Origin of the sequence: Thioclava pacifica DSM 10166 (assembly GCF_000714535.1) — a bacterium.
Classification (GTDB): domain Bacteria; phylum Pseudomonadota; class Alphaproteobacteria; order Rhodobacterales; family Rhodobacteraceae; genus Thioclava; species Thioclava pacifica.
Genome location: NZ_AUND01000012.1, coordinates 232076 through 259071, shown reverse-complemented (window position 1 = coordinate 259071; position 26996 = coordinate 232076). Strand labels below are relative to the sequence as shown.

General features: G+C 64.3%; 25 protein-coding genes. 7 read left to right on the top strand and 18 right to left on the bottom strand.

The annotated features are described in order from the left end of the window. Nucleotides 1–6: 6 nt before the first annotated feature. The gene (locus TP2_RS07045; RefSeq protein ID WP_240473721.1) at nt 7–1188 is read left to right on the top strand and encodes a lytic murein transglycosylase; all 1182 of its coding nucleotides are present in this window, start codon (nt 7–9) and stop codon (nt 1186–1188) included. On the opposite strand, the gene TP2_RS07040 is transcribed toward TP2_RS07045, so the two are convergent. Then, nucleotides 1185–1871: an NnrU family protein gene (locus TP2_RS07040; protein ID WP_038075287.1), complete on the bottom strand. Its 687-nt coding sequence runs from the start codon at nt 1869–1871 to the stop codon at nt 1185–1187. The genes TP2_RS07045 and TP2_RS07040 overlap by 4 nt on opposite strands. 82 nt (nt 1872–1953) lie before the next feature. Here TP2_RS07040 and TP2_RS07035 point away from each other — a divergent pair, with 82 nt between their 5' ends. Then, complete coding sequence (locus TP2_RS07035; protein WP_038075285.1) at nt 1954–2517, top strand: DUF4202 domain-containing protein; 564 nt, start codon at nt 1954–1956, stop codon at nt 2515–2517. Here the strand turns inward: TP2_RS07035 and TP2_RS07030 are convergent. The 4 genes from TP2_RS07030 to ade form a co-directional block, all read right to left on the bottom strand. Beyond that, nucleotides 2514–3389: a DMT family transporter gene (locus tag TP2_RS07030; protein ID WP_038075283.1), complete on the bottom strand. Its 876-nt coding sequence runs from the start codon at nt 3387–3389 to the stop codon at nt 2514–2516. The genes TP2_RS07035 and TP2_RS07030 overlap by 4 nt on opposite strands. Nucleotides 3390–3474: 85 nt before the next feature. Then, nucleotides 3475–3762, bottom strand: coding sequence for an HU family DNA-binding protein (locus tag TP2_RS07025; protein WP_038075280.1), 288 nt, complete (start codon nt 3760–3762; stop codon nt 3475–3477). A 132-nt stretch (nt 3763–3894) separates the two neighbouring features. Further along, nucleotides 3895–5370, bottom strand: a complete 1476-nt coding sequence (locus TP2_RS07020) for an AMP nucleosidase (protein ID WP_038075279.1) — start codon at nt 5368–5370, stop codon at nt 3895–3897. Further along, nucleotides 5367–7169 carry an adenine deaminase gene (ade, locus tag TP2_RS07015; RefSeq protein ID WP_038075276.1) on the bottom strand — a complete coding sequence of 601 codons (1803 nt, stop codon included), beginning with the start codon at nt 7167–7169 and terminating at the stop codon, nt 5367–5369. The genes TP2_RS07020 and ade overlap by 4 nt, the downstream gene beginning before the upstream one ends. Before the next feature lie 102 nt (nt 7170–7271). On the opposite strand from ade, the gene TP2_RS07010 reads away from it, so the two are divergent. Then, entirely contained in the window at nt 7272–8123 is an 852-nt protein-coding gene (locus TP2_RS07010; protein ID WP_038075275.1) for an SDR family oxidoreductase, read from the top strand. On the opposite strand, the gene TP2_RS07005 is transcribed toward TP2_RS07010, so the two are convergent. Continuing rightward, nucleotides 8111–9346: an MFS transporter gene (locus TP2_RS07005; protein ID WP_038075272.1), complete on the bottom strand. Its 1236-nt coding sequence runs from the start codon at nt 9344–9346 to the stop codon at nt 8111–8113. The genes TP2_RS07010 and TP2_RS07005 overlap by 13 nt on opposite strands. A 158-nt stretch (nt 9347–9504) precedes the next feature. Here TP2_RS07005 and TP2_RS07000 point away from each other — a divergent pair, with 158 nt between their 5' ends. Further along, nucleotides 9505–10101, top strand: a complete 597-nt coding sequence (locus tag TP2_RS07000; protein WP_038075268.1) for a glutathione S-transferase family protein — start codon at nt 9505–9507, stop codon at nt 10099–10101. Nucleotides 10102–10150: 49 nt separating this feature from the next. Here the strand turns inward: TP2_RS07000 and TP2_RS06995 are convergent, their stop codons facing one another. The 5 genes from TP2_RS06995 to TP2_RS06975 all read right to left on the bottom strand — a co-directional run bounded on the left by TP2_RS06995 (nt 10151) and on the right by TP2_RS06975 (nt 16076). Beyond that, entirely contained in the window at nt 10151–11329 is a 1179-nt protein-coding gene (locus TP2_RS06995; RefSeq protein WP_038075266.1) for a TIGR03862 family flavoprotein, read from the bottom strand. Continuing rightward, entirely contained in the window at nt 11326–12348 is a 1023-nt protein-coding gene (gene holA, locus TP2_RS06990; protein WP_038075263.1) for a DNA polymerase III subunit delta, read from the bottom strand. Before holA ends, TP2_RS06995 begins: the two co-directional genes overlap by 4 nt. Further along, on the bottom strand, nt 12345–12839 hold the full coding sequence (gene lptE, locus TP2_RS06985) for an LPS assembly lipoprotein LptE (RefSeq protein ID WP_038075262.1): 495 nt from the start codon (nt 12837–12839) through the stop codon (nt 12345–12347). The genes holA and lptE overlap by 4 nt, the downstream gene beginning before the upstream one ends. Beyond that, complete coding sequence (gene leuS / locus TP2_RS06980) at nt 12826–15384, bottom strand: leucine--tRNA ligase (protein WP_038075259.1); 2559 nt, start codon at nt 15382–15384, stop codon at nt 12826–12828. The genes lptE and leuS overlap by 14 nt, the downstream gene beginning before the upstream one ends. A 152-nt stretch (nt 15385–15536) precedes the next feature. Next, on the bottom strand, nt 15537–16076 hold the full coding sequence (locus tag TP2_RS06975; RefSeq protein ID WP_420804610.1) for a DUF3576 domain-containing protein: 540 nt from the start codon (nt 16074–16076) through the stop codon (nt 15537–15539). A gap of 296 nt (nt 16077–16372) precedes the next feature. Between TP2_RS06975 and TP2_RS06970 the strand changes: the two genes are divergently transcribed. Both TP2_RS06970 and TP2_RS06965 read left to right on the top strand, forming a co-directional pair. After that, the gene (locus TP2_RS06970; RefSeq protein WP_038075255.1) at nt 16373–17395 is read left to right on the top strand and encodes a porin; all 1023 of its coding nucleotides are present in this window, start codon (nt 16373–16375) and stop codon (nt 17393–17395) included. A 98-nt stretch (nt 17396–17493) separates the two neighbouring features. After that, complete coding sequence (locus tag TP2_RS06965; protein ID WP_038075252.1) at nt 17494–18147, top strand: YggS family pyridoxal phosphate-dependent enzyme; 654 nt, start codon at nt 17494–17496, stop codon at nt 18145–18147. 11 nt (nt 18148–18158) lie between these two features. Here TP2_RS06965 and TP2_RS06960 read toward each other — a convergent pair whose 3' ends face one another. Together TP2_RS06960 and ribA are read right to left on the bottom strand one after the other, a co-directional pair. Next, nucleotides 18159–18713, bottom strand: a complete 555-nt coding sequence (locus TP2_RS06960) for a L,D-transpeptidase family protein (protein WP_084714036.1) — start codon at nt 18711–18713, stop codon at nt 18159–18161. Further along, nucleotides 18713–19789, bottom strand: a complete 1077-nt coding sequence (gene ribA, locus TP2_RS06955) for a GTP cyclohydrolase II (RefSeq protein ID WP_038075249.1) — start codon at nt 19787–19789, stop codon at nt 18713–18715. The genes TP2_RS06960 and ribA overlap by 1 nt, the downstream gene beginning before the upstream one ends. A gap of 141 nt (nt 19790–19930) precedes the next feature. Here ribA and TP2_RS06950 point away from each other — a divergent pair, with 141 nt between their 5' ends. After that, nucleotides 19931–20617, top strand: a complete 687-nt coding sequence (locus tag TP2_RS06950; protein WP_038075247.1) for a response regulator transcription factor — start codon at nt 19931–19933, stop codon at nt 20615–20617. 92 nt (nt 20618–20709) lie between these two features. On the opposite strand, the gene TP2_RS06945 is transcribed toward TP2_RS06950, so the two are convergent. From TP2_RS06945 to TP2_RS06925, 5 genes are all read right to left on the bottom strand, one after another. After that, a complete protein-coding gene (locus TP2_RS06945; RefSeq protein WP_038075244.1) occupies nt 20710–21054 on the bottom strand; it encodes a DUF3775 domain-containing protein in 345 nt (114 codons plus the stop codon). A gap of 62 nt (nt 21055–21116) precedes the next feature. After that, nucleotides 21117–22283, bottom strand: coding sequence for a DNA recombination protein RmuC (locus tag TP2_RS06940; protein ID WP_038075240.1), 1167 nt, complete (start codon nt 22281–22283; stop codon nt 21117–21119). Then, nucleotides 22280–24148 carry a DNA mismatch repair endonuclease MutL gene (mutL, locus tag TP2_RS06935; protein WP_038075238.1) on the bottom strand — a complete coding sequence of 623 codons (1869 nt, stop codon included), beginning with the start codon at nt 24146–24148 and terminating at the stop codon, nt 22280–22282. The genes TP2_RS06940 and mutL overlap by 4 nt, the downstream gene beginning before the upstream one ends. 79 nt (nt 24149–24227) lie before the next feature. Further along, on the bottom strand, nt 24228–25553 hold the full coding sequence (locus TP2_RS06930) for a M16 family metallopeptidase (RefSeq protein ID WP_038075235.1): 1326 nt from the start codon (nt 25551–25553) through the stop codon (nt 24228–24230). Continuing rightward, nucleotides 25550–26902 (bottom strand): M16 family metallopeptidase, encoded by a 1353-nt coding sequence (locus TP2_RS06925; RefSeq protein ID WP_051692368.1) that lies wholly within the window; start codon nt 26900–26902, stop codon nt 25550–25552. Before TP2_RS06925 ends, TP2_RS06930 begins: the two co-directional genes overlap by 4 nt. Between the last annotated feature and the right edge of the window lie 94 nt (nt 26903–26996).

Below are 26996 nucleotides of genomic sequence, written 5' to 3'. Positions count from 1 at the left end.
CGCCCGATGCTGAAAGGCTCCACGCCCGTGGCTGATCCGATCCCCGCCGCCGATCCCGCGACCGAAGCGCGCTTCGAGGCATGGCTCGCGCAGTTCAAGCAACGCGCGCTCGCCAACGGGATCACCGAGGCCACCTGGAACTGCGCCATGGCCGATGCGCGCTACAATCCCAAGGTGATCGAGCGCGACCGCTACCAGTCGGAGTTCACCAAGTCGATCTGGGATTATCTCGACAGCGCCGTCTCGCCCGAGCGGGTCGCGACGGGTCAGCAGATGCTGCGTCAGCATGCGCGTGAGTTGAATGCGATCGAGCGGAAATACGGGGTCGAGAAAGAGGTCGTCGTTGCGATCTGGGGCATGGAGAGCCGCTACGGCGCCTATCGCGGCAAGACCGCGATCATTCCGGCGCTGGCAACGCTTGCCTATGACGGACGGCGCGGTGAATTCTTTGCCAAGCAACTCATCGCAGCGCTCAAGATCATCCAGTCGGGCGATGTGGATGCGCGCCACATGACCGGCTCGTGGGCTGGTGCGATGGGCCACACGCAGTTCATCCCGACCTCCTACCTCGCCTATGCGGTCGATTTCACCGGAGACGGCAAGCGCGACATCTGGTCGGACGATCCGACCGACGCGCTGGCCTCGACGGCGGCCTACCTTGCGCGCTCGGGCTGGTCGAAAGGGCAACCTTGGGGTGTGGAGGTCATCCTGCCGTCCGGGTTCAACTATGGGCTGACGGGCAAAGGCACCAAGAAGAGTCCCTCCGACTGGGCGAAACTTGGCGTGCGCGCGGCCACGGGTGGCACGGTTCCGAGTTATGGTGAGGCCTCGATTCTCGTCCCGGCCGGGGCAAAAGGTCCGGCTTTCATGATTTTCGGAAATTTCAGAGCAATCTCGCGCTACAACGCCGCCGACAGCTACGTGATCGGTGTCGGGCATCTCTCGGACCGCATCGCGGGCAAGGGGCCCTTCGTGCAGGATTGGCCGCGTACCGGCAAGCCGCTGAGCGAAACCCAGAAGGTCGAGTTGCAGGAACGTCTGACTGCGGCGGGCTTCGACACGGATGGCACCGATGGCAAGATCGGCGCGAACACGACGAAGGCGATCGTTGCCTTCCAGAAAGCGCGCGGGCTCCCGCCGGATGGCTATGCGACGCTTGAGTTGCTGCAGGTTCTGCGCGGCTCCTAAGGCTGAGGGCTGACCCCGATCACAGGCGTGTGCAGGTGGTAGAGGGCTGCCCAAACGAGCACCGCCGCCACCAGCCGGATCGGCGAAGGCCAGCGCTGTGGACGCCAGCGCCCTGCAAGCAACGCTGCGCCCGGGATCATCGCGGTCCGAGCGCTCAGGCGCTGCCACGTCGTCTCGCCCATCTGCCGGCGTTTGCGCGCCTCGAGCGTGCGCATCCCCATCGCGGTGAAAAGCGCGAAAGCTCCGAACAAGATCACATGTGCCAGATCTCCATTGGCGACGAGATGCGCTCCGGCCCAGATCGCGATGGCCCACAGAAGCGGCTGGCGTGTCAGCCCCGCGATCCCGGGATGTACCGGATCGAACCCGGTGGTGCGCCCCTCGAACGCGAAGGGGTTTGGGGTACCCAGCCCGAAACTGCCAAGCAGGATTGCCATGGGCATCGCGAGATTGACCAGCCAGCGCGCCCAGATCTCTTGCGGCCAGATCTCCACGTAAGGCGCGCGTCCAGCGGCGTAGATCACCCAGAACAGAAGCCCCGTCGAGAGCAGGCTGAACGCGATTACCCAGCCCCGCGGGCCGAGGCGCCGCACCAGTGCTGCCTTGAGTTTGGGCATCGAGGGGATCGCATGCGATGCAAGAAACAGCATCCCCGCGAGAATGAATTCGCTCCAGCCGTCCAAACGCGCCTCCCTCTGGCTGCCCGATCCGATCCATGCCACAACGCGGTGAAGGAAGTCAGCCCCGCGCGGGAAGGATTGCCGAATGACCGACCGAGTTGTGAAGGCGCTCGCCGCCATCGACGCCGCCAATGGTCTCGACCCGACGCTTGAAGAGGGCGTGCCCGCGGCGCGGCTCTATGGCGAGCGGATGACGGCGGAGTTGGAGCGGCTCTTCCCCGAGGCGTCCGAAGGGCTGCAAATCGCCGCGCGCGGGCAGCATATCGAGCGCTGGCTCTTGCCACGCAAGGACTTCCCCGAGGGACGGCAAGGCTATCTCGAATGGCGGCGCGAGCAGGGCCGGCGTCATGCGGCGCGCGTGGGCGCAATCATGGCCGAAGCGGGCTATTCGGAAGAAGAGGTGGCGCAGGTAGAGAAGATGCTGCGCAAGGAGGGGATCAAGCGCGATGCGGAGGTGCAGGCGCTTGAAGACGTGATCTGCTTCACCTTCCTGCGCCATTATTTCGCGCCTTTCGCCCCCAGTCAGGAACCCGAGGCTCTGCTGAAGATCGTCGAGAAGACTGCACGCAAGATGTCGGCCGAGGGCCGGGCCCGAGCGCTTTCGGAGTTTGATCTTCCGGAGCCCTTTGCGGCCGCTTTCCGCGCCTAGCGCCGGGCTTCCTGTTTCGAGATCTGCACTGCGAGGATGCCGCCTGCGATCACCGCGACGCCAAGCGCATCATGCCAGTCGAGCTTTTCGCCCAGCACCACCGCCGCGATCGCCACGCCAAACACCGGCGTCAGGAAGTGGAAGGTCGCTGCCCGCACCGCACCGATACGACCGACCAGCCGGAACCAGATCCAGGTCGCCATCAGCCCGGGAACGATCACCGTGTAGATGAAGGCGATGCTCAGTTTCGGAGTCACGTTCACCGCGAGATGTTCAGTCAGGAGCGAGACGACCGCGAGGCTCGCAGAGCCGACGAGCATCTGGATCCCGACGATCATCAGCACTCCCCCTTTGCCGTCGCTTGCTCCGCGCACGGTGAGCGTTGCGACAGCCAGGGCCAGCGCACCGGCCACGCACAGGCCCAGACCGACGGGGTCGACACCGCCTTGCAGGCGCGCACCCATGATGATGCCAACGCCCGCGAACCCCGCCACAAGTCCCGCGATACCCAGAGGTGGGATCCGGTCGCGGAAGACGATCCAGCCAAGCGCGCCCACGATCAGCGGCATGGTCGAGGCAATGATCGCCGCGACCGAGGCCTCGACCGTCGTCATCGCGACCCAGTTGAACCCGAGATAGAGCGCGTTCTGGCAGAGCCCGAAAATGAGCGTCGCGCGCCACTGCGCCCGGCTGAGCTGCCAGCTCTGTCCCAGCGCGCGTGCCAGTGCGATCCCGATTACGCCCGAGATCAGAAAGCGCACCGAGAGCGCCGCGAGCGGCGGTGCTTCGGCGACGATGATATGGGTCGAGGTGAAGGCCGATGACCACATCAGGGCAAAGGCCAGCCCCATTCCGATTGCGCGCAGATCCATGTGTCCTCCGGACCTGAAAAGGGCGCCCCGATCTCTCGCGGGCGCCCTTGAAGTTCTCCGTCCCTCAGTTGCCTGAGAGGATGGATCAGGCGTTCACGCTGTCCTTGAGCGCTTTCGCCACGGTAACCTTGACCTGCTTGTCAGCGGGCTTTTGCATCTGCTCGCCGGTGGCCGGGTTGCGGACCATGCGCTCGGGGCGCGACTTGCAGTAGACTTTGCCGATGCCCGGGAGGGTCACGGCGCCGCCGGCAGCCACTTCTTTCGTCACGACCGCGGAGATCGCGTCGAGCGCGGCCGAAGCGGTTTTCTTGTCGGCGTCCATCGCTTCGGCGAGGGCGGCCACCAATTGGGTCTTGGTCATCGGTTTCGACATCTTTGTTCCTCTCTTCGCCCCGCTGCTCCGGGGTCAATTTCGTCCGTGTCTCACGGTTGGTGGGCCATGTTCGACACGTTTTTATTGAGCATGGCAAGCCCTTTTCGGGAAATGCGCCGGGATTTTCCTGCGTCACAGGAACGCTGTTTCCTCGAAGCTACGCAATTTCCGGCTGTGGATTCGTTCCAGCGGCATTTCACGAAGTTTCTCCATCGCGCGGATCCCGATCAGCAAATGGTTCGCGACCTGCGTGCGGTAGAACTCGGTCGCCATGCCGGGTAGCTTCAGCTCGCCATGAAGCGGCTTGTCGGACACGCACAGAAGCGTGCCGTAGGGAACGCGGAACCGGAAGCCGTTCGCGGCGATCGTGGCGCTTTCCATGTCGAGGGCGACGGCGCGCGACTGGCTGAGGCGGTGGACGGGACCGGACTGGTCGCGCAGCTCCCAGTTGCGGTTGTCGATGGTGGCCACCGTACCCGTGCGCATGATCCGCTTGAGCTCATAACCTTCCAGTTCGGTCACCTCGGCCACGGCCTCCTGCAGCGCCACCTGAACCTCGGCTAGCGCGGGGATCGGCACCCAGACGGGCAGGTCGTCATCGAGCACGTGATCTTCGCGCAGGTAGGCATGCGCGAGGACGAAATCGCCCAGCTGCTGCGAATTGCGCAGACCCGCGCAATGGCCGACCATCAGCCAGGCATGGGGGCGCAGCACCGCGATATGATCGGTCGCGGTTTTCGCATTCGAGGGGCCGACGCCGATATTGACCAGCGTGATGCCCTGACCATCGGCCCGCTTGAGGTGATAGGTCGGCATCTGCGGCAGCTTCGCGAGGCCCGGGATCTCTGCCTGCGGATCGGTGATCTCCTGATTGCCGGGTGCCACGAAGCTCGTATAGCCCGAGCTCGGATCGGCCAGCATCCGGCGCGCCACCGCCTCGAACTCGTCGACGTAGAACTGGTAATTCGTAAAGAGGACATGGTTCTGGAAGTGATCGGCCTTGGTCGCGGTGTAGTGCGACAGCCGCGCGAGCGAATAATCCACCCGCTGCGCGGTGAAGGGGGCCAGATGCCCTGAACCATCGGGGTTCGGCCCCGCCATGCCGTTGACGATATCGTCGTTCATCCCCGCAAGATCGGGTACGTCGAACACGTCGCGCAGACTGAAATCGAGCACGCCTTCCTGCGGCACGGTCACCTCGGGATGAGCGGCGACCGCGAAATGCACCGGGATCGGTGTCTCCGAAGGCCCGACATGAACCGGCACGCCATGGTTCTTGATCAGCAGGCCGAGTTGCTGGGTCAGGTAATTGCGAAACAGGTCGGGCCGGGTGATCGTCGCGGCATAGGTTCCGGGCAGGGCGACATGACCGAAACTCAGACGGCTGTCGGCCTTGGTATGCGAGGACACGGTGATCCGCACTTCCGGGTAGAAGGCGCGGAAGCGGGCCGTCGCGGTCTTGCTCTCGAGCGTTTCGTTGAACTTCTCGAGCAGGAAACCCGTCGCCTCGGCATAAAGTGCCTCGAGATGGGCAACCGCTTTCGCGGCATCGGTGAAGGTCTCGGCCGCCGAAGCATCCGGCGTGATCAATTCGAGCGTTTCATTCATTCAAAAAGGTCCGTCAGTTCAAAACGCGTCACGTCCACGAGCCCCAGATCCGATATGCGGATCTCGGGGATCACGACGAGCGCGAGCAGCGAATGCTGCATGTAAGCGTTGTTCAGGGTGCAGCCGCATTCGGCCATCGCCTCGACCATTTTCGCAGCGCGCGCGGCCACCGTTTCGGCCGGATCGTCCGACATCAGCCCGGCGATTGGCAGCGGCACCGAGGCGATCTCGGCCCCGTCCTTCCAGACGGAGACCCCGCCGCCCATCTCGCCAAGCCGGTTGGCGCAGGCGGCCATCATCTCGCGGTCGGTGCCCACGACGATCATGTGGTGGCTGTCATGGGCCACGGTCGAGCCCATCGCCATCCGCCCCTTGTAGCCGAAGCCCGACACGAAGCCGTTGGTGACCCCGCCCGTGCCCTGATGGCGTTCCACCAGCGCGATCTGCGCGATGTCCTTGCCGGTGTCAGGCTGCGCGAGCCCATCGGTTACATCGAGCTCCTCCGTCAGCGCCTTGGTCGGCGCCTGGTTCTCGACCACGCCGATCACGCGGGCGGTGACTGTGTTCGCGCCCTCGGGGGCCTCGATCTCGAAATCCGCAGCCGTGAGGGTCTTGCCCAGATGCACGGTGTTACGCGCGCTCTCGGGCCAGTCATAATGCGGGCACTCGGCCAGCAGCTTGCCATCCTTCGCAACAGTCTTGCCCCGCGCGATGACCTGTTCGACCGGTAGTGTCGCGAGGTCCGAGGTCAGGATCAGATCGGCGCGGCGGCCCGGCGTGATCGAGCCCAACTCGCGCTCCAGCCCGAAATGGGTCGCCGTATTGATCGTGCACATCTGCAGCGCCACGAGCGGATCGGCCCCACACTCGACCGCATGGCGGAAGACCCGGTTCATATGGCCGTCATGCACCAGCGTTCCGGAGTGGCAATCATCGGTGCAAAGGATGAAGTTTCGCGGGTCGAGGCCCTTTTCGGTGACGGCGGTGATCTGGGTCTCCACATCATACCACGCAGAGCCCAGCCGCATCATCGAACGCATGCCCTGACGCACGCGCGCGATCGCGTCTGCTTCGCAAGTGCCCTCGTGATCGTCGGCCGGTCCGCCCGCCACATAGGCGCGGAAAGGGGCGCCCAGATCGGGCGAGGCATAGTGCCCGCCAACTGTCTTGTTGAAATTCTGCGTCGCCGCGATCTCGGCCAGCATCTTGCGATCGCCCGCAATCACGCCGGGAAAGTTCATCATCTCGCCCAGACCGATGATGCCGGGCCATTGCATCGCTGCGGCCACATCATCGGGGGTTATCTCGAAACCCGTCGTCTCGAGCCCCGGCGCGGAGGGGGCGCAGGAGGGCATCTGGGTGAAGATGTTCACGGGCTGCATCAGCGCCTCGTCATGCATCATTCGCACGCCTTCGAGGCCCAGCACATTCGCGATCTCATGCGGGTCGGTGAACATGGTTGTGGTGCCGTGCGGGATCACCGCAGCGGCAAATTCGGCGGGCGTCAGCATGCCGCTCTCGATATGCATATGCGCGTCGCAGAGCCCCGGCACCATGTAGCGCCCTTCGGCCTCGATCACCTCGGTCTCGGGTCCGATGCTGTCCGACAGATCCGGGGCGATGGCGGCAAAACGCCCTTCGGCGACGGCGATATCGTAGCCTTCAAGCACTTCGCGGGAGTGGACATTGACCCATTTGCCACCCCGGATCACGAGGTCGGCAGGTTCGCGCCCGGCAGCCACGGCAATGAGGCGCGTCGCGGCTTCGGGCCAGGATTTGATCTTGTTCTTCTGTTCCATGTCCAAGCCTGTCATTGCCCGCAGGAAGGTTCAAGAGACGTTGTTATGCATTCGCACAGGCTCTACCTATGTCTCGTGACAGAAAGGCAAAAGGGGGCCGATATGCCGACACTTCTTTCCATCGGGCACGGCTATTCGGCGCGCGCGCTCGCGGCCCTTCTGCTGGAGCGTGGCTGGCGGGTGATCGGCACGACGCGCAACGCCGAGAAAGCCGAGCTGTTGCGCTCCGAAGGGGTCGAGCCGCTGATCTGGAACGGGGGCGATCTGCCGCTCGATGAGGCGACGCATCTGCTGACTTCCGTGGCGCCCGGCGCCGAGGGCGACCCGGTTCTCGCTGCGCAGCATGATGCCATTGCTGCAGCGCAGCATCTGGAATGGGTGGGCTATCTCTCGACCGTGGGCGTCTATGGCGATCACGCGGGCGACTGGGTCGATGAGGCGACGCCGCTGACGCCGTCGACGAAACGCGGTCAGGCTCGGGTCGAGGCCGAGGCGGCATGGGGCGCGCTGGCTGCCGCGCACAATCTGCCGCTGCATATCTTCCGGCTCGCGGGTATCTACGGCCCCGGGCGCGGCCCTTTCGAGAAGGTGAAGGGCGGCACCGCTCGGCGGATCATCAAGGAGGGCCAGGTCTTCTCGCGCATCCATGTGGAGGACATCGCGCAGGTGCTGCTGGCCTCGATCGAGCATCCCGATCCGGGCGCGGTTTATAACGTCTGCGATGACGACCCGGCCCCGCCGCAGGATGTGATCGCCTATGCCGCCGAACTGCTTAGCCTGCCGCTGCCGCCCGAGGTGCCGTTCGATCAGGCCGATCTCAGCCCGATGGCGCGCAGCTTCTATGCCGAGAGCAAGCGGGTGCGCAACGACAAGATCAAGCGGGAGCTGGGCGTCACGCTGCGCTACCCGGATTACCGCTCGGGGTTGCGTGCGATTCTGGATCAGGCAGGCTGAAGCTCGGTCCGGTTCTCGCGCACGGGCAGATGCACGATGGCAGAGAACGCGCCGACGCCGACGCCGACCCACCAGACCAAGGTATAATCGCCATAGGCATCATAGAGCTTGCCACCCAGCCAGACGCCCAGGAACGCGCCCACCTGGTGGGAAAAGAAGACGATCCCGTAAAGCGTGCCCATGTAGCGCAGCCCGTAGATATGCGCGACGAGGCCGGAGGTCAGCGGCACGGTCGCGAGCCACAGCGCCCCCATCGCGAGCGAGAAGATCAGCACCGTCGCGGGCGTCATCGGCGTCAGGATGAAGGCGGCGGCAACGAAGGTGCGCAGTAGGTAGATCCCTGCTAGCAGGTATTTCTTCGACCAACGCTTGCCTGCCCAGCCCGCATAGATCGTGCCCACGATATTCGCGAGCCCGATCACCGAGATCGCGGCGGCGCCAAGCGCCGAGGTCGTCTCGATCCCGATCCCGGCCAGCAGCGATCCGGGGGCCACCGCACCGCACATCTCGGTCACCATCGCGGGGAAATGCGCGGTGATGAAGCCCAACTGATAGCCGCAGGAGAAGAAGCCGAGGAAGATCAGTGTGTAGGAAGGATCGCGGAAGGCGCGCATCAGGACGGTGCCCATGCTCTCGGCCAGCTCCGCGCGGCTCGCGCGTTCGGGGGCGCGGATCAGCGGCAGGAACATGAGCGAGGCGAGGATTACGGCGGCGAAGATCAGGAACACGGTCTGCCAGGGGAAATGACCGAGCAGAAGTTCGGCCATTGGTGCGCCGAAGACCTGACCCGCCGAGCCTGCCGCCGTGGCGATTCCCAGCGCGAGCGAGCGGTTCTCATCCGAGGTCGCACGGCCCACCACGGCGAGGATCACGCCAAAGCCGGTGCCTGCGATACCGAAGCCCACGAGGATTTCCAGCAACTGGTGCTGTTCGGGATTGATCGCGAAGGCCGACAGAACCAACCCCAGCGCGTAGACCAGCGCCCCAAGGATGATCGCGAGTCGGTCGCCCCAGCGTTCGGCGATCGCGCCGAAGATCGGCTGGCCGATGCCCCAGGCGAGGTTCTGCACGGCGATCGCCAGCGAGAATTCGGCGCGCGGCCAGTTGAACTCGCTCGCGATCGGGATCTGGAAGACGCCGAAGCTCGCCCGGACGGCGAAGCTGAGCATCAGGATCACGGCACCACCGATCAGGACCGGCGTGAACAGTCGGGCTTGGGTCATTTTGTGTCTCCCGGCGGATCTCCCCTCCGCGCGGGGCGCATAACGCTACCAAGCCGTCGCAGCGTCAATGTCGCGTTTGTCTCGGTAACAATCGCGCGGGTCTCTTGCACCTTTCCCGGACCCGTGGCCCAATGCCGCCGATTTGACGGGGAGACAGGATGTATACGGTCATCGGAACGGTCGGGTCGCGCACTTTGCGTGTGCTGTGGATGCTCGAGGAGTTGGGGCTGGACTATGAGCATGTGCGCGCCGCGCCGCGCTCGGAGGATGTCGTGGCCTTCAACCCGGCGGGCAAGGTTCCGGTGCTGGTGGTCGATGGCACGCCGATCACCGATTCCACCGCGATCATCACCTATCTCTCGGATGCGCATGGGCGGTTGACGCATAAAGCGGGGACGCTGGAGAGGGCGCGTCAGGACAGTGTGACGCAATTCCTGCTCGATGAGTTCGACGCCAATCTCTGGACCGCCGCGCGGCATAGTTTCATCCTGCCCGAGGAGCTGCGGCTGTCGGGGATCAAGAATTCGCTGCGTTGGGAGCTCGAGCGCTCGCAGCACACGCTGATCCACCGGATGAGCGAAGGTGAGTTCGTCATGGGGGAAGAGCTGACCGTGCCGGATATCATCCTCACCCATTGCCTTGACTGGGCCTTGATGGCGAAATTCCCGATCGTCGAGCACCGGCTGAGCGAATACCACGCGCGGATGCGGGCGCGGCCGGCCTATCAGCGCGCGGTGGCGCGGCGGGACGGGTAGAGGGGGCGCTGCCCCCGCTCGCTGTCGCGAGCCCCCCGAGATATTTCCATCAAGAAGAAGGGGTAAGCCGTTTTGCGGCGGCGCGTCCGGCATGGCGGCCCGTGGCGAGGCAGGCGGTCAGGAGATAGCCGCCCGTGGGTGCCTCCCAGTCGACCATTTCGCCTGCGGCGAAGACGCCGGGCAGACCGGTCAGTTCGAGGTCGCCGGTGAGGCTGTCCCAGGCGATGCCGCCCGCGCTCGAGATTGCTTCGGCAAGAGGGCGCGGCGGGCCGAGCGGGACGGGGAGGGATTTGAGGGTCGCGGCGAGTTCGGCTGGTTCGTTTGGCATCGGTCGACCCCATTCGAGCGCGAGGGCGAGTTTGACCGGATCGAGTTTGCCGGCCTTGCGGAGGCGATTGCTCAGGCTCTGTTTCGGCGGGAGTTTCGCGATGCGGGTGGCGAGGTCTTCGATGCTGAGATCAGGAACGAGGTCGAGGGCAAGCGGCGCGCCGTCGCGCAATTCGGCCGAAAGCTCATAGATACCGCCGCCCTCAAGGCCGCGGGCGGAGATGACAAATTCTCCGCGGGTCCGGCGGGTGGGGGTGATAAGCGCCGCGCCTTTGACGGGCTGACCGAGGAGCTTGGCCATATGGATCGACCAGTCGATCGCGAAGCCCATGTTGGCGGGTTGGAACGGGGAGAGGGTGACACCCTTTGCGGCGAGCCAAGCGACCCATTCGGCATCCGAGCCGAGGCGCGGCCAGCTCGCACCGCCAAGCGCGAGCACCGTGGTGTCGGGGGTGAGGGTCTGGCGGCCCTCCGGCGTGTCGAAGATCAGCGCCTCGCCGTCGAAGCCCTGCCAGCGCCAGCGGGTGTGGATCGTGACGCCGAGACGTTCCAGCCGCGCGATCCAGGCGCGCAGCATGGGTGAGGCTTTCATCTCGACGGGAAAGACCCGGCCGGTGGAGCCGGTGAACAACTCGACGCCGAGGTCGCGGGCGAAGGATTGCACCTCTACGGGGCCGAAGGCGCGGGTGATCGCGGCGATCTGCGGGTGCGAGTAATGCGACAGGAACGCCTCGAGTGGTTCCTCCTTGGTCAGGTTCAGCCCGGATTTCCCGGCCATCAGGAACTTGCGCGCAAGCGTCGGTTTCGCCTCGGCCAGCGTGACTGCGATCCCTGCGCGGGCGAGTTCCTCGGCGGCCATCAGGCCAGCCGGGCCGCCTCCGATGACGAGCGCCTGTTTCACCGTCGCGCCAGCATCGCGAGCCGCATCAGCGCGCGCTCCATCACCGCCATCTGCGGCGCGCGGCTGGCCGAGCGCAGGGTGAGGTCGGCCTCGACCAGTTCCTTCAGCGCGGTCTCGAGCTTGTACATGCCCCAGCTTTGCGCCTGCCGCTGCATCCGGTCGCGGCGCGGGCCGAAGACGGGCGGGCGGATGCGGGCGATACCGGAGCCTGGTCCTTGCGGATCGGAGGCAGCGGCGTGAAGGGCGCGAAAATGGCGCATCGCCGCAATGGCGAGCTGCACTGGCTGCACGCCCTGACTTTCCAATCGCCGCATCACCGGGCCCAGTTCGGGCGCGCGGCCCTCAGCCACGATCGAGAGAACATCATCGACGCCCGCCTCGACCGAGGACGGCGCGCAGGCGGAGACATCGGCCGGGGTCAGAGGGGTGTCATCTCCGAATTTGTAGAGTGCGATCTTCTCGACCGTCTGGCGGAAATCGCCCGGGTCGAGGGCGCGCGAGAGCGTGACCAGATCGGTCATCGCCTCGTTCGAGATGTCGCGCAAGCCAGCACGGCGCAGGATGTCCTCGATCTCTTCGCGGCTTGGCGGATCGTCGTAGATACCGATCGCATAGGCGTTCTTGTGACCCTCGAACGCCTTGCGCAGCTTCGATTTCGCGGCGAGCGAACCGGCGGTGACCACGATCTGGGCATCGCCTTCGCGCCATTCGTCGAGCGCCGTGGTGACCGCATCCGCCATCGCATCCGTTGCGTCCTCGACAAAGGCCACGCGCGGGCCGGGGAAGAAGCCGACCTCCTTGATCGCATCGAGCAGCAGCGAGGGCTGCTTGCGCAGATCGCCGCCCGCGATGCGGCTCAGGCGCATTTCCTCTTCGCCTTGCGGGCCGATCAGCGCGGCGATGACCTCCTGACGGCGCAGCGCGACGCGCATCGCATCCATGCCGAAGATCAGAAGGCCGGTGCGCTCCGGTTCAGGTTTGGCGAAATAGCGGGTCGCTGCAACGCCGGTCAGTTTCATTCCGGCAAGCCCGGCGCTTGGGCGAGAAGGCGCGTGATGATCTGGTCAGCGAGGATGCGCATCAGGCGGCGATGGGCATCCTGCTCGGCAGCCTGCGTCGCGACCACGGTTCCGGTGGCCGACCACGAGGTGAAGGAGGTCACGCGGCCCGTCAGCAGAACCGCATCGGTGCCAGCGTCATGCAACGTGTAGTCGACCGAGCCGTTGAGCTGATAGCGAGTCGTGGCGTTATCGGGCGCGATGCCCTGGCCAATGGCCTTGGTGGTGATCTTGTAGGCGAGCCGGTAGCGCGGTGTGCCCGAGGGGCCGAGCCGCGCACCCAGTTGCTGGACCAGCTCGAACCCGTCGCGGGTCTTGGGCGCATCGGGCTGCACGCCATTCAGCAGTTTCGCGGCCCCGCCTTGCGGCCCGTAGGCCGGGGTGAAGCCACAGCCCGCGAGGGCAGCCGCCCCTGCAAGACCCAGAAACGCGCGTCTGTCAGATGACCACATTGACGATCCGCCCCGGCACAACGATCAGCTTCTTGGGCTGGCCACCGGCCAGCGCCTTCACGACAGCTTCGTCGGCCAGAACCAGCTTTTCAACCTCTTCCTTCGGCATGTCCTTGGGCACCGAGATCTCGGCGCGCCGCTTGCCGTTGATCTGGATCGGCAGGGTCACCGAATCCTCGACCAGCAGCGCCGGGTCTGCGACCGGCCAGGCCGCTGCGATCACGAAGCCCTCGCCGCCCAGCATCGACCAGACCTCTTCGGCCAGGTGCGGCACCATCGGCGCCATCAACTGCGCCATGAGCTTCATGGCTTCGCGTTTGGTTTCGGCCCCGGCCTTCGATTTCGAGAGCGTATTGGTCAGGCCGTAAAGCGTGGCGACCGCCTTGTTGAAGGCGAAGCCCTCGATCGAGTTCGTGATCTCGTCGATTGCCTTGTGCGTCGCCTTCAGAAGCGCAGTATCCTCGGCTTCGTTCGCGGGCGCGTCGGAACCTGCGATCTCATCGGCGATGCGATGCACGCGGGCGAGGAACTTCGAAGTCGCCTCGGCCCCGGCGGCAGTCCATTCCACGTCACGCTCGGGCGGGCTGTCGGACATCACGAAGAAGCGCGCGGTATCCGCTCCGAACTCGGCGATGATGTTCATCGGATCGACGACGTTCTTTTTCGATTTCGACATCTTGGCCGAGGGGATGATCTCGACCGGTGCGCCCGTCGCCTTCAGCTTGCCGTCCTCGACCTCTTCGGGGAGGTGGTAAACGGGGCGGCCTTTCTCGTCGCGCGTGAGGTAGATCTCATGCGTCACCATGCCTTGCGTGAAGAGCGCGTCGAAGGGCTCGATCGCTTTCGCGGGCAGGTGGCCGGTCTTGTGCATCGCGCGGGCGAAGAAGCGCGAATAGAGCAGATGCAGAATCGCGTGCTCGATGCCGCCGATATACTGATCGACATTCATCCAGTACTCGGCTTCCGCCGGATCGGTCGGCGTCGTCGCGCGCGGCGAGGTGAAGCGCGCATAATACCAGCTCGAATCGACGAAGGTATCCATCGTGTCGGTTTCGCGCTTGGCGGGCGCTCCGCATTTCGGGCAGGCGCAGTCGCGCCAGCTCGGATGACGATCGAGCGGGTTGCCGGGGATCGAGAAGTCGATCTTCTGGCCGTCCTCGTCATAGGGCAGCGCGACGGGGAGGTTTTCCTTTTTCTCCGGAACGGTGCCACAGGCCTCGCAATGAATAACCGGAATCGGGCAGCCCCAGTAGCGCTGGCGGCTCAGGCCCCAGTCGCGCAGGCGGAACTTGGTCACGCCCTGACCGATGCCGTTTTCCTCGCAAAAGGCGATGGCGGTTGCGACGCCGTCTTCGCCGGTCTGCACTTCATCGCCCGCGAAACCACGGACATAGCGGACTTTCTCGGATTTCAGCGGGACGTATTCGGCCTCGGGGTAGTCGCCCTCGACGGGCTCGAACACGGGCGTGATCGGCAACCCGTATTTCGTCGCGAATTCGAAGTCGCGCGCGTCATGGGCCGGGCAGCCGAAGATCGCGCCGGTGCCGTAATCCATCAGGATGAAGTTCGCGATATAGACCGGAAGCTCCCAGCTCGTGTCGAGAGGGTGACGGACCTTGATGCCGGTATCCATACCCAGCTTCTCGGCGGTCTCGATCGCTTCCTCGGTCGTGCCGCCTGCGCGGCATTTCGCGACGAACTCGGCCACTTTCGGATCGTGGCGTTCGAGATGCTTGGCCAGCGGGTGGTCGGGCGAGATCGCGGCGAAGCTCGCACCCATCAGCGTATCGGGGCGGGTGGTGTAGACCTCCAGCCGATCGAATCCCTCGGGAGCCTCGACTGTCGAGAAGGCGAATTGCAGACCGCGCGACTTGCCGATCCAGTTCGCCTGCATCAGGCGCACCTTCTCGGGCCAGTCCTTGAGGTTGTCGAGCGCGTCGAGCAGCTCCTCGGCATAATCCGAGATCTTGAAGAACCATTGCGTCAGTTCGCGGCGTTCGACTTCCGCTCCCGAACGCCAGCCCTTGCCGTCGATCACCTGTTCATTGGCCAGAACGGTCATGTCGACCGGATCCCAGTTCACCACCGCATTCTTGCGATAGACGAGACCGGCCTCGAGCATGTCGATGAACATCGCCTGCTGTTGGCCATAATATTCCGGGTCACAGGTGGCGAACTCGCGCGACCAGTCGATCGAGAGGCCCAGCGGCTTCATCTGATCCTTCATCACGGCAATATTACCGTAGGTCCAGTCTTTCGGGTGGCCCCCCTGTTCCATCGCGGCGTTCTCGGCGGGCATCCCGAAGGCGTCCCAGCCCATCGGATGCAGGACCGAAAAGCCCTTGGCCATCTTGTAGCGCGCGACCACGTCGCCCATCGTGTAGTTGCGCACATGGCCCATATGGATGCGGCCCGACGGGTAGGGGAACATCTCGAGGACGTAATATTTCGGCTTGGCCGGATCGCGGCGCGCGGCGAAGAGATCGGCCTCGTTCCAGGCCTGTTGCCATTTCGTCTCGCTTTGGCTCGGTTCGTAGCGTGCCATCTCGGGCCCCCATCACGTCGAATTCTGCGCGAGCTTGCTACACTGGGCTTGGGGTTAAGGTCCAGCGGCAGCGGGCATTTGGACAGAAATATCCCCGCCGGAGGCTTGCTCGGGCGGGGATAAGAAATTCGGTTCGGCTGTCCGGGGTGCGATCAGAGCTTCGAGTCGCGGATCCGAAGCTGGCGCGCACGGGTGAGAATCGCATCTTCGACTGCGCGCTGCGTGTCAGGCGATACCGCGCCGCCACGGGTCCGGATCGAGACCTTGAGCGAGCGCGCATCGAGCGCAGGATCGGTGACATAGACAGTTGCCTTGTAGGCGCGCCCGCCACCCGGAGGGGTGCCGTAGCCGGTCACGATCACGCCGGAGAAGGGGTCGACTTCCTGAATCGGCAGGAAATCAAGCACTTCGAGCGAGGCCTGCCAGATATACTTGTTCACCTCGACGGTGATGTTCGGGTCGCCCTTGTTGCCAAAAAGGTCCCAGACGGTCGACTTTTTCGCGATGGTGCGATTGGTGTCATCGGCCAGCGGTTCGTTATAGCCGCTCCGGTGGTCGAGTTGGTTGGACGCCTTCTGTTGGGGATTCGCGGCGCTCGCGCCACCCCAGGAAAACAGCTTTCCGTCGCCGCAGCCCGCAAGCGAGAGGCACAGCCCCAGAATTGCCGTGCTCTTCAGAAGGGTTCTGGTGATCATGCGAAGCGGTCCCCGTCGGCTTTACGTCCTTGAACTTGCCCTTTCTCTAGCCCAAGCCCCCATGCCCGACAAGGTTTTTCCGGGTGAGCAAATCCCACCTTATACGTATACGCGCCCGCGAGGGCACAGGGCGGGGTGATCGGCACTGTGGCAACTCTGCACCATCAATAAGGCTATTCGCTTGGGCGGGGCGCTTTGAGTTGCATTGAGGGGGGGGGAAGAGGAAAAGAGCTTCATACCCAATTCGGATGTCCCTGAGTTGGGGGTTATCTGTAAGACAATGAGGGAAAACGATGAAAAAGGTTCTCTTCGCGACGACCGCTCTCGTGCTGACCGCCGGCGTTGCTGCCGCTGAAGTCACCGTTTCGGGCGACGGCCGCATGGGTGTCCGTTACGACGGTCAATCCGCTACCACCGACAACGAGTGGAACTTCTCGAGCCGCGCTCGCGTGAGCTTCACCCTGTCGGGTCAGACCGACGGCGGCCTGGAATTCGGCGGTTCGTTCCGCGCTGACCAAGCTGGCGACTCGGCTGCTTCGAACGGCGCTGCTTACGGCCTCGAAGGCTCGGTCTACATCTCGGGCGCTTTTGGCAAAGTCTCGATGGGTGACGTTGTCGGCGCTTCGGAAGCTCTGTTCGGCGACTTCTACGAAGTTGGCTTCTCCGACCTGACCACCGTCGGCGGGTTCTCGAACGACATCCCGTACCTGACCGGCGACAACGGCGGCTTCAGCATCGCGAACCAAGGTATGGTGACGGTCACCACCACCACCACCTCTGGCACCACCACCACCACCACTGCAGCTGGCGGTCTTTACACTTCGGGCCCGAACCTGCTGTACACCGGCACCTTCGGTGCGTTCTCGGTCGCGGCCTCGATGTCGGACGGCAAAGCCGGCGGCATGGACGCTGGTCAAGAGTACGCAGTCGCTGCTGCTTACACCTTCGGTGGCAACTACACCGTTGGCCTGGGCTACGAAGTTGCTGATGGCGACCTCTTTGACGTCGACATGCTGACCCTCGCTGGTGTCGCCAAGTTCGGCAACACCTCGGTCAAAGCGGCTATCGCGAAAGCGGGCAAAGACGCTGATCTGAACTACTACGGCCTCGGCGTTACGTCGGTCTTCGGTGCGACCACCGTTGGTGGCTACGTGCAGAAAGTCGAAGACAACGACGCCAACACCGACGTGACCTGGTACGGTCTCGGCGCTGAGTACGACCTCGGCGGCGGCGCGGTTGTCAAAGGCGGTATCGCTGATGACGATCTGTCGGGCACCGATCCGGTTGCTGACCTCGGCATCAAGTTCTCGTTCTAATCCTAACGGATCTGAACGAAGGGAAGAGCGGGCCTTGTGCCCGCTCTTTTCTTTTTGTGCTTTGCGGTGTTTCTTGGGGCCGCTGACAGGAGGGTCCCATGGGATTGAGTGATATTCAGGCGCGAATCGCCGATGCGGAAAATGCGGCGGGACGTGCGCCGGGCTCTGTGAAACTCATCGCCGTATCGAAAGTGCAGCCGGCCGAGCGCGTCGAGGCAGTGCTGCGCGAAGGCCATCGGTTGTTTGGCGAGAATTACGTGCAGGAAGCGCAGGGCAAATGGCCCGCCTGGCGCGAGGAATTTCCCGGCTGTGAGGTCCATATGATCGGGCCGCTCCAGAGCAACAAGGCGAAGCTCGCGGTGGAGCTGTTCGAGGCGATCCATACGCTCGACCGTCCCTCATTGGCAAAGAAACTCGCTAATCTTGCGCAGGCGCGCGGAGCCTCCCCCGATCTTTTCGTCCAGGTGAATACGGGTGCCGAGCCGCAGAAGGCCGGGGTGCTGCCCGAGGATCTCGACGCTTTCGTGGCCGAGACACGGGGGATGGATCTTCCGGTGCATGGTCTGATGTGTATTCCGCCCGAAAGCGAAGACCCGACCCCGCATTTCGCGATGCTGGCAGAGATGTCGGCGCGCAATGGACTCGACGGTCTGTCGATGGGGATGAGTTCCGATTTCGAAAAGGCCATTGCAGCAGGGGCGACCCATGTGCGGGTGGGCTCGGCGATTTTCGGTGCGCGCGACTATTCCTAGGCCCGGTTTCCTTAAGCCTTGTCTCCGGTGGTGAGCGCCGGGGGTTTTCCACCCCCGGACCCCCGGAAGATATTTTTCTCAAGAAGAAGAGGGATTTCGAGCGCTTCGCCCGGGATAATTCTTTGCGCGATCCAGATCAGGTGATCGCGGCGGAACGCGAGGCAGCCTGCGGTCGGGTAGCCTGCGCGTCGGCGCTGGTGCAGGAAGATTGCGGAACCTCTCCCGGGGGTGGCCGCCGGATAGTTCCAGTCGGTGATGAGTACGATATCGTAGAGCGGATCGGAGCGGCGCATTTGCTCGTGAGATGCCGCGAAGGGTGCCTGGACACGCTGGTTATAAGCCGGATGGTCCGATGCGTCGCACCACAGGTCACGCGGGCCGATCGGTTCCGCCCAAGGCTGGGGCGGAGGTAACCTGTCAGGGCGATAGAACATGCGCAGGATATGAAGCCGACCCGCAGGCGTCGCCCCATCGCCCTCCCGCTTGTCACAGGTGATACCGCCACGCCCAATCTCGACGGGGAAGCGGCGGCCGCGAAAGAGGAGCCCTGTCGGGGTCAGCCGCATCACAGGATATGGCCCGATTTCTCGGCCTTGGTGGCGAGATAGGCGGCGTTGTGGCGGCTCATGCCGACCTTGAGCGGTACGCGCTCGACGACCTCGATCCCGTTCGCTTCCAGCATCTTCACCTTCGCGGGGTTGTTGGTCAGAAGCCGAACCTTGGAAAAGCCGAGCTTTTTCAGCAGCGCCGCACCGATACGGAAATCGCGCTCGTCATCCTCGAAACCGAGCCGGTGGTTCGCCTCGACCGTGTCGAAGCCCTGATCCTGAAGCGAATAGGCGCGCATCTTGTTGGCAAGACCGATCCCGCGTCCTTCCTGATTGAGATAGAGAAGCACGCCTGCCCCCTCGTGGCCCATCATTGTCAGCGCCGCATCGAGCTGAGGGCCGCAATCACATTTGAGCGAGCCCAGCACGTCGCCGGTGAAACAGGCCGAGTGCAGCCGGGCGAGTACCGGTTTCGACCGATCGGGCTGGCCGATTTCGATCGCGTAATGCTCTTCGGCGCCGTCATCGGGGCGGAAAATATGCAGGCGGCCCGCCTCCGCGGCCCGCATCGGCACGCGCGCGGCGGAGACCGGGGCGAAGGCTTGCGGAATATCGGAAGCGGTCAGCGCCTCTTCGGCCGAGATGCAGGTGAGATCGGCAGGCGCCGGATCGGGGGCTTCGACCAGAAGGGCTGCGGGCAGAAGCTGGGCGGATTTCGCGAGTCGGATTGCGGCGCGGGCGAGATCGGCATCGCCGCCGCGCAATGCCTCAAGCGGGCCTTTCATCGGGACGCGCAGGTCATCGGCCGGATCGGCCAACGCCCGGAGCCAGCGCAAATCGGCATCTGCAGGAACTTTGATCCGCGCAACATCTGCGTCGTAGACGCGCGCCTTGAGTGTCGAAGCGCGCCGTTCGGTAATCGCCAGCACCAGCGGCCCCAGCGCGCGCAGCGCCTCCAGCCGCTCGGGCGAAAGCGTCTCGACCGCCACGGCAAGGCGGCCCGACAGCAGCACCGGCACACCCATGCGCAGATCTGCACGGGCGCGATTGAGTCTTTCGGTGGGGCTGGGCCCAAGGGTGAATTCGCCGCTCATGCGCTCTGAGATAGCCCCGACTGTAACAAATTGAAATATCTCCGCGCGATTTGACACGTCCGCGTGAGATTGGTTTCACTCCCCTTGCCATGCAAGTGAATGCGCAACAGCTATGCGTCAACTGCAAGTGGAGGCGGAAAGATGGCATCCTTGAAGAAAGTGCTTTTGGTTGATGACGATACCGATCTGCGGGAGGCGCTCGCGGAGCAGCTCATCGCAACGGATGATTTCGATGTTTATGAGGCCGGAAACGGTCACGAGGCCGTGGATAAGGCCAAGTCGGCGCTTTACGATCTCGTCGTGCTCGATGTGGGTCTGCCCGATACCGACGGTCGCGAGCTGTGCAAGAAGCTTCGCAAGACCGGCGTGAAATGCCCGATCCTGATGTTGACCGGTCACGATACCGATGCCGATACGATCCTCGGTCTCGATTCGGGGGCGAATGACTACATCACCAAGCCGTTCAAGTTCCCGGTGCTTCTGGCGCGGCTGCGCGCCCAGCTGCGCACCCATGAACAGTCCGAAGACGCCGTCTTCCAGCTTGGCCCGTATACGTTCAAGCCGGCGATGAAGATGCTGGTCGACGACAAGGACCGCAAGGTGCGCCTGACCGAGAAGGAAACCAACATCCTCAAGTTCCTCTATCGCGCCACCGATGGCGTGGTGCCGCGCGACGTGCTGCTGCATGAGGTCTGGGGCTACAATGCAGGCGTCACGACCCACACGCTCGAGACGCATATCTATCGCCTGCGTCAGAAGATCGAGCCCGATCCCTCGAACGCGCGTCTGCTCGTCACCGAATCGGGCGGCTACCGACTGGTGGCCTGAGCCCGTCTCTCTTCGTGTCAGTGTCTCTCAAGTAACGAGTGACGAGGGCGGTCCCTGCGGGGGCCGCCTTTGTCGTTGCGCGAAAGGGAAGATCAGACGGAGGGGTAAATGTCTTCCTCGGCCTCTTCGAGGCTGATGCCAAGCGCGTTCAGCCCGTCTTCGAGGTGATCGGCCAGCATCGGGATCCCCAGCAGGTAATCCTCGGTCGGCGCGGTCGCCTCGGCCTTGGCGGTCTGGATCGCCTCTTGCAGCTCCGAGGCGTCGAACGTGTCGCGACCGATCCACATCACGGCGGTCAGTGCGGCTTGTTCATCCTCGTTGAGGGCTGCGATGAAGGCGCGCAACTCACGAGCCTGGCCCGAGCCGGGCACGTCCGCGTCGAACTTGCGCGCGCGGATGATGACATGGGCAATCTTGGCCGGGCTGATGGTGAGCATGGGTCCCTCCGTTTGAGCGCCTATTTTCGCTTCGGACGGGCGCTTGCGCAAGCTGCAAAAACTCAGCGCTCGATCTGGACCACGCGCGGGGTGTCAGTCTCGGGGGCAAGTTCCTCGAAATCGAAATTATCAAGGCGACGTGCACGCTTGCCTGCCTTCTCGGCCGAGATCTTGATCTCCGCGATATCCTTTGCCGCCTGCCCGAAATGCCGGTCAAGGTTCTCGACCCGCGTGCCGAGCCGGTCCACATCGGAATAAAGCGCGGCCAGTTCGCGCCGGATCGCGCCCGCCTGTTCGCGCATGCGCGCATCCTTCAGAACGGCGCGCATCGTGTTCAACGTCGCCATGCAGGTCGTGGGCGAGACGATCCAGACCTTGGCGGCAAACCCCTCGCGCACCAGCTCGGGGAAGTTCGCGTGCAGCTCGGCGTAGACGGCTTCGGAGGGCAGGAACATCAGCGCGCCGTCGGCGGTCTCGCCCTCAAGGATGTATTTCTCGGAGATCGCCTTGATATGGGCGCGCACGGCGGTTTTCATCGCGCGGGCGGCCTCTTGCAGCTCCCATTGGGTATCGGCTCGGCGCAGCGCCTCATAGGCTTCGAGCGGGAATTTCGAGTCGATCACGATCGGCCCGGGCGGGTTGGGCAGGTGGATCAGGCAATCCGCGCGCTTCCCGTTCGAGAGCGTCGCCTGCATCGTGAAACTGTCCGACGGCAGCGCCTTGCCGACGATATCGTGCAGTTGGATTTCCCCGAACGCCCCGCGGGTCTGCTTGTTCGACAGAATGTCTTGCAGGCTCAGAACATTGCCCGAGAGCTTCTCGATATTCGCCTGCGCCTTGTCGATCGCTTCCAGCCGCTGATGCAGGTCGCCCAAGGATCGCGCCGTGCGGGTCGCGGTGCCGTGCAGGCTCTCCCCCATCGCGCGGGAGACATCGGCTAGGCGCTGCTCCATCAGCGCGAGCACCTTGGTCTGGCTCGCTGCCTGCGCCTCGGAGACGTGATGCAGCCCGCCCGAAAGCTGTTGCTGCCCGTCCGAGAGATTCTGCACCCGCTGCGCGAGCAGGTTCATCTGGCCGATCATCGGGTCCATCGCGCGGGTCTGGCGGCCCGCGGCGCGCAGCATCGCCACCATCAGGATCAGCAGAAGGATCAACGCCGCACCGCCCAGCAGAAGGCCGAGCGTCAGCGGATCGTTCAGGTTCAGGGTCATATCGCCGATCTGGATCATGTGCGCCCGAAGAGCCTCTCGATATCGCTGAGTTTCAGCTCGACGTAAGTCGGGCGCCCGTGGTTGCATTGGCCGGAATGGGGCGTGGCCTCCATCTGGCGCAAGAGCGCGTTCATCTCGTCGGCGCGCATCTGGCGGCCCGAGCGGATCGAGCCGTGGCAGGCCATGCGGCTCAGCACCGCTTCGATCTTCGCCTGCACCAGCTGGCTGTCGCCCAGATCGGCCAGCTCGTCGAGAACGTCGCGCAGCAGCGCCTCGGCATTGATCTCACCAAGGACGGCGGGGGTTTCGCGCACGGCAATCGCTGCGCCGCCAAAGGGCTCGATGGTCAGGCCCAGGCGGCCAAGCGCCTCGGCATGTTCCAGCAGCAGTGCCGCATCGCCTTGGGAAAGTTCCACGATCTCGGGGATCAGCAGCGCCTGCGCGGGCACGCCGTTTTCCGCCATCTGTGCTTTCAGCTTTTCATAGACCAGCCGCTCATGCGCCGCGTGCTGATCGACGATGACGATGCCGCGTTCGGTCTGGGCAATGATGTAATTCTCATGCACCTGCGCGCGGGCGGCGCCGAGCGGTTTTTCGGTCAGCGCGGGCTCGGCGGGGGCCGTGGCCTCGGCGCGGGCGGAGGGGGCGTAATCGAAGGTCGGCGCAGGGGCCTCGTGGAAGGACGGCTCGATCAGCGGGGCCTGCGCGGCATAGGAGGAGCGCATCGCGCCATAGCTCGGCCGGTCCATCTGGTAGATGCGCGGCGGCTGGTCGGCGGTAGGTTCGGGCCGCATCGCGCCCAGAGTTGCGTCCGCAACGGTGGAGGAGGCGCGATGCCCCGCCTGCGCGAGCGCATGGCGCAGCCCGGTCACGATCAGCCCGCGCACGGTGCCCGCCTCGCGAAAGCGCACCTCGGCCTTGGCGGGATGCACGTTCACATCGACGCGCTCGGGGTCGCAGGTGATGAAGAGGCAGGCGGCGGGGTGACGCTCGCGGCTCAGGAAATCCATATAGGCCGCGCGCAGCGCGCCGATCAGCTGCTTGTCGCGTACGGGGCGGCCGTTGACGAATAGGAACTGCTCCACCGCCGCGCCGCGCGAATAGGTCGGCAACGCAGCATAACCGGTCAGGCGGATTTCCTCGCGCTCGGCCTCGATCCGTACGGCGTTATCGGCGAAGGCGCGCCCGATCACCCGGCCAAGCCGCGCCGAGAGCGCGTCGAAGAGCTCGCCCTGTTCGCCATCGGCGCGGAAGATCTCGCGCGATTGGCCGTTCGAGACGTCCGTAAGGGTGAAGCTGACATACGGTTCCGCCATCGCGAGGCGCTTGAGCACATCCGCGATCGCCTGCGCCTCGGCCCGGTCGGTGCGCATGAATTTCAGACGTGCAGGGGTCGCGAAGAAAAGATCGCGCAGCTCGACCACCGTGCCCCGGTTCAGTGCCGCCGGTTTCACCGGGCCGATCTGGCCGCCCGCGACGGTGATCTGGCAGGCATCGAACCCCTCCGCGCGCGAGGTGATCGTCAGGCGTCCGACCGCACCGAGCGAGGGCAGAGCCTCGCCGCGAAAGCCGAAGGTGTGGATGTTGAGCAGGTCCGAGCCGTCGATCTTCGAGGTCGCGTGCCGCGAGAGCGCCAGCGGCAGATCCTCGGCGGTCATCCCGCAGCCATCGTCGCTCACGCGGATCAGGGTCTTGCCGCCATCGGCGTAATCCACCGCGATCCGGGTCGCGCCCGCGTCCAAAGCGTTCTCCACCAGCTCTTTCACCGCGGAGGCCGGGCGTTCGACCACCTCGCCCGCCGCGATGCGGTTTGCCGCAGCGTCATCGAGCTGACGGATCACCGGGCGTTCGCCCGTGCCTATATTGCGGTTGTGCTGGTTCATCCCACTAGGGATAGCATGGCGCGCGCCTCATCTAAAGAGATTCGCGCCAACTATCCCCAGCGAAATCTGGTCGACGAAATCAGTTTAGACCTTGCGGGCGGCCGACGACGATGAAGGTCAGGTCCTTCGGGTCGAGAATACGCTCGGCGACACGCGCGACATCTTCTTTCGTGACCGCATTCACCTTGTCATTGCGGGTGTCGATATAGCTGCGATCCATACCGTTGAGCTGCATGCCGGTCAGAATCCCCGCGATCGTGCCATTGCCGTCGAAGCGCAGGGGATAGGCACCGGTCAGATAGGTCTTGGCGTCTTCCAGCTCTTTGTCGGTGACCTTTCCGGTGGCTGCCTTGCGCCACTCCTCCTTCACGACCGAGATCGCCTCGGCGACCTTTTCATTGGCGGAGGCGAAACTGCCCTGCCAGGTCTTCGCGAGGTCCTTGTCGACGATATAGGAGGCGATGCCATAGGTCAGGCCGCGTTTCTCGCGCACCTCATCCATCAGCCGAGAAGAAAAGCCCCCCGCGCCGAGGATCTGGTTGAGCACATAGGCCGGGAAGAAATCGGGATCGCTCATCGCGATACCCTTCTGGCCGAACATCACCACCGATTGCGGACTGTCGAAATCGACCGTGGTCACGCCGCCTTTGAGATCGGGCGTGACGGCAGGCGGCATCTCGGCACCATTGGCGGGCAGATCCCCCAGGAGCTTGTCGAGCATCGGGCCAAGCTCTTCGGGTGTGATATCGCCAACCGCCGAGATCACCACGTGATCGCGGGTCATGACGCGGTCCTTGGCTGCGAACATGTCCTCGCGCGTCAACCCTTTCACGCTCTCCTCGGTGCCGTTGAGCGAACTGCCATAGGGGTGGCCGCCATAGGCGATCTTGCGGAAAGTCTCGGCGGCGACAGCGTTCGGATCTTGCTTGTCCGAAGCGATGATCGCGAGCACCTGCTGACGCACGCGGTCGATCGCGGTCTGGTCGAAGCGTGGATTGACCAGCGCCTCGCGCAGCAGGCTGACGGCCTTGTCGCGGTTCTCGGTCAGCATCCGCGCCGAGATGTCTAGGGAATCATCGCCCACATCGAAGCTGAACTGCGCCGCGAGCGCCTCCTGCGCCTCGGCGAATTGCTGGCTGTCCATCTGACCCGCACCCTCTTCGAGGGTTGCGGTCATCAGGTTGATCGCACCGCGCTTGCCCGGCGCGTCGAGGCTCGCACCGCCCTTGAAGGCAATGTCGAGCGCGGTGAAGGGGATGTCGTGATTCTCGACGAGCCATGCCTTGATGCCGCCGGGAGAGGTCACCTCCTGGATCTCGATGGCGCGGGCGGGCAGGGCGAGGATCAGCGCAAACAGCGTCGCCATCGCGAGACGCGCGGCGATCGGGAAACGGGTATGGATCATTGCGTGACCTCCTGCGCGGGGGCGGGCGGGGCAGCAGGGGCCGCAGCGGCGAGCGGCTTGCTCGCGGGTTCGGCGTAGCCGGTGACCGAATTACGCGCCTCGAACAGATCATGGGCGGCGGCCATCACGTCCTCCTCGGTGACCGAGGTTAGAACATCGGGCCAGTCCTCGACATCCTGCACGGAAAAGCCCGAAGCCAGCGCCTCGCCATAACGGCGGGCGAGCCCTTGGGTGTTGTCTCGCGAATAGATCTCGGAGGCTTTCACCTGCGTCTTGATGCGGGCGAACTGATCTGGGTCGATCCCCTCGGTCAGGAACTGCGCGATTGCGTTGTCGAGCGCCTTTTCGGCTTCGGGAAGGCTCACATCCTTCGCCGGCATGAGCGATATGTTGAAGGTGGTCGGGTCAATCGACATGCCGTCGTAATAGGTCGAAGCATAGATCGCCGTGCCATCGCCATAGATCAGCTTGCGACCAAGCACGGAAGTCGCCTGATTGCCGCCGAGGATCTCGGACAGCACGGTCAGCGCGGCGGCGCGTTTCTGATCATCCGGGTTGCGTTCAGGGGCGAGATAGGAGCGCACCAGATAGGGCTGGGCGACGCGGTCATCCTTGAAGGTGATGTGGCGCGCGGCGCGCTGCGGCGGTTCTTGCGGACGGGCGCGCGGCGGCAGATCCTCGGTCGGCTTCAGACCGCCGTAATACTTCTCGGCCAGCGCTTTCACCTCGTCAGGCTTCACATCGCCCGCGACCACCAGAACTGCATTATTGGGGGCGTAATATTCGTGATACCAGTTCAGGGCGTCCTGCCGCGTCAGGCCTTCCATCTCCTTGCGCCAGCCGATCACCGGCGTGCCGTAGGGCGAATTGAGGAACTGGGCGGCGCGCGCCTGCTCGTTGAACAGCGCCGAGGGGTTGGAGTCGGTGCGCTGCGAGCGTTCCTCCAGGATCACCTGCAACTCGGTCTTCGCATCATCGGGCGAGATCCGCAGGTTGCGCATCCGATCCGCTTCCATCTTCATCACCAGCGGCAGCCGGTCGGCGGCGATGCGCTGGAAATAGGCGGTGTAGTCATAGCTTGTGAAGGCGTTGTCAGAGCCGCCATTGGCAGCGACGGTCTTCGACAGTTCGCCCGGCGCCATCGTGTCCGTGCCCTTGAACATCAGGTGTTCGAGGTAATGCGCGATGCCGGATTTGCCGCGCTTTTCATCGGCGGATCCGACCTTGTACCAGACCATATGGACGACGACCGGCGCGCGATGATCTTCGATCACGACGCCCTTGAGGCCATTTTCCAACTCGAAGGTAGAGACGTTACCGGCAACCGCCGGGCTCAAACCTGCCAACATCAACAGGGCGAACAGGAACGCGCGCAATGCCCAACTCCTCACAAGACACAGTTGCAAGCAAGATAGGCACTCCCGCGCTCCGTGCAAAGCACGC

Excerpts from the sequence above, each read along its gene's own strand:
- TP2_RS07045 (WP_240473721.1), top strand. The coding sequence starts at position 7 with ATGCTGAAAGGCTCCACGCCCGTGGCTGATCCGATCCCCGCCGCCGAT.
- TP2_RS07035 (WP_038075285.1), top strand. The coding sequence starts at position 1,954 with ATGACCGACCGAGTTGTGAAGGCGCTCGCCGCCATCGACGCCGCCAAT.
- TP2_RS07030 (WP_038075283.1), bottom strand. The coding sequence starts at position 3,389 with ATGGATCTGCGCGCAATCGGAATGGGGCTGGCCTTTGCCCTGATGTGG.
- TP2_RS07025 (WP_038075280.1), bottom strand. The coding sequence starts at position 3,762 with ATGTCGAAACCGATGACCAAGACCCAATTGGTGGCCGCCCTCGCCGAA.
- TP2_RS07020 (WP_038075279.1), bottom strand. The coding sequence starts at position 5,370 with ATGAATGAAACGCTCGAATTGATCACGCCGGATGCTTCGGCGGCCGAG.
- ade (WP_038075276.1), bottom strand. The coding sequence starts at position 7,169 with ATGGAACAGAAGAACAAGATCAAATCCTGGCCCGAAGCCGCGACGCGC.
- TP2_RS07010 (WP_038075275.1), top strand. The coding sequence starts at position 7,272 with ATGCCGACACTTCTTTCCATCGGGCACGGCTATTCGGCGCGCGCGCTC.
- TP2_RS07005 (WP_038075272.1), bottom strand. The coding sequence starts at position 9,346 with ATGACCCAAGCCCGACTGTTCACGCCGGTCCTGATCGGTGGTGCCGTG.
- TP2_RS07000 (WP_038075268.1), top strand. The coding sequence starts at position 9,505 with ATGTATACGGTCATCGGAACGGTCGGGTCGCGCACTTTGCGTGTGCTG.
- holA (WP_038075263.1), bottom strand. The coding sequence starts at position 12,348 with ATGAAACTGACCGGCGTTGCAGCGACCCGCTATTTCGCCAAACCTGAA.
- lptE (WP_038075262.1), bottom strand. The coding sequence starts at position 12,839 with ATGTGGTCATCTGACAGACGCGCGTTTCTGGGTCTTGCAGGGGCGGCT.
- leuS (WP_038075259.1), bottom strand. The coding sequence starts at position 15,384 with ATGGCACGCTACGAACCGAGCCAAAGCGAGACGAAATGGCAACAGGCC.
- TP2_RS06970 (WP_038075255.1), top strand. The coding sequence starts at position 16,373 with ATGAAAAAGGTTCTCTTCGCGACGACCGCTCTCGTGCTGACCGCCGGC.
- TP2_RS06965 (WP_038075252.1), top strand. The coding sequence starts at position 17,494 with ATGGGATTGAGTGATATTCAGGCGCGAATCGCCGATGCGGAAAATGCG.
- TP2_RS06960 (WP_084714036.1), bottom strand. The coding sequence starts at position 18,713 with ATGCGGCTGACCCCGACAGGGCTCCTCTTTCGCGGCCGCCGCTTCCCC.
- ribA (WP_038075249.1), bottom strand. The coding sequence starts at position 19,789 with ATGAGCGGCGAATTCACCCTTGGGCCCAGCCCCACCGAAAGACTCAAT.
- TP2_RS06950 (WP_038075247.1), top strand. The coding sequence starts at position 19,931 with ATGGCATCCTTGAAGAAAGTGCTTTTGGTTGATGACGATACCGATCTG.
- TP2_RS06945 (WP_038075244.1), bottom strand. The coding sequence starts at position 21,054 with ATGCTCACCATCAGCCCGGCCAAGATTGCCCATGTCATCATCCGCGCG.
- TP2_RS06940 (WP_038075240.1), bottom strand. The coding sequence starts at position 22,283 with ATGATCCAGATCGGCGATATGACCCTGAACCTGAACGATCCGCTGACG.
- mutL (WP_038075238.1), bottom strand. The coding sequence starts at position 24,148 with ATGAACCAGCACAACCGCAATATAGGCACGGGCGAACGCCCGGTGATC.
- TP2_RS06930 (WP_038075235.1), bottom strand. The coding sequence starts at position 25,553 with ATGATCCATACCCGTTTCCCGATCGCCGCGCGTCTCGCGATGGCGACG.
- TP2_RS06925 (WP_051692368.1), bottom strand. The coding sequence starts at position 26,902 with ATGTTGGCAGGTTTGAGCCCGGCGGTTGCCGGTAACGTCTCTACCTTC.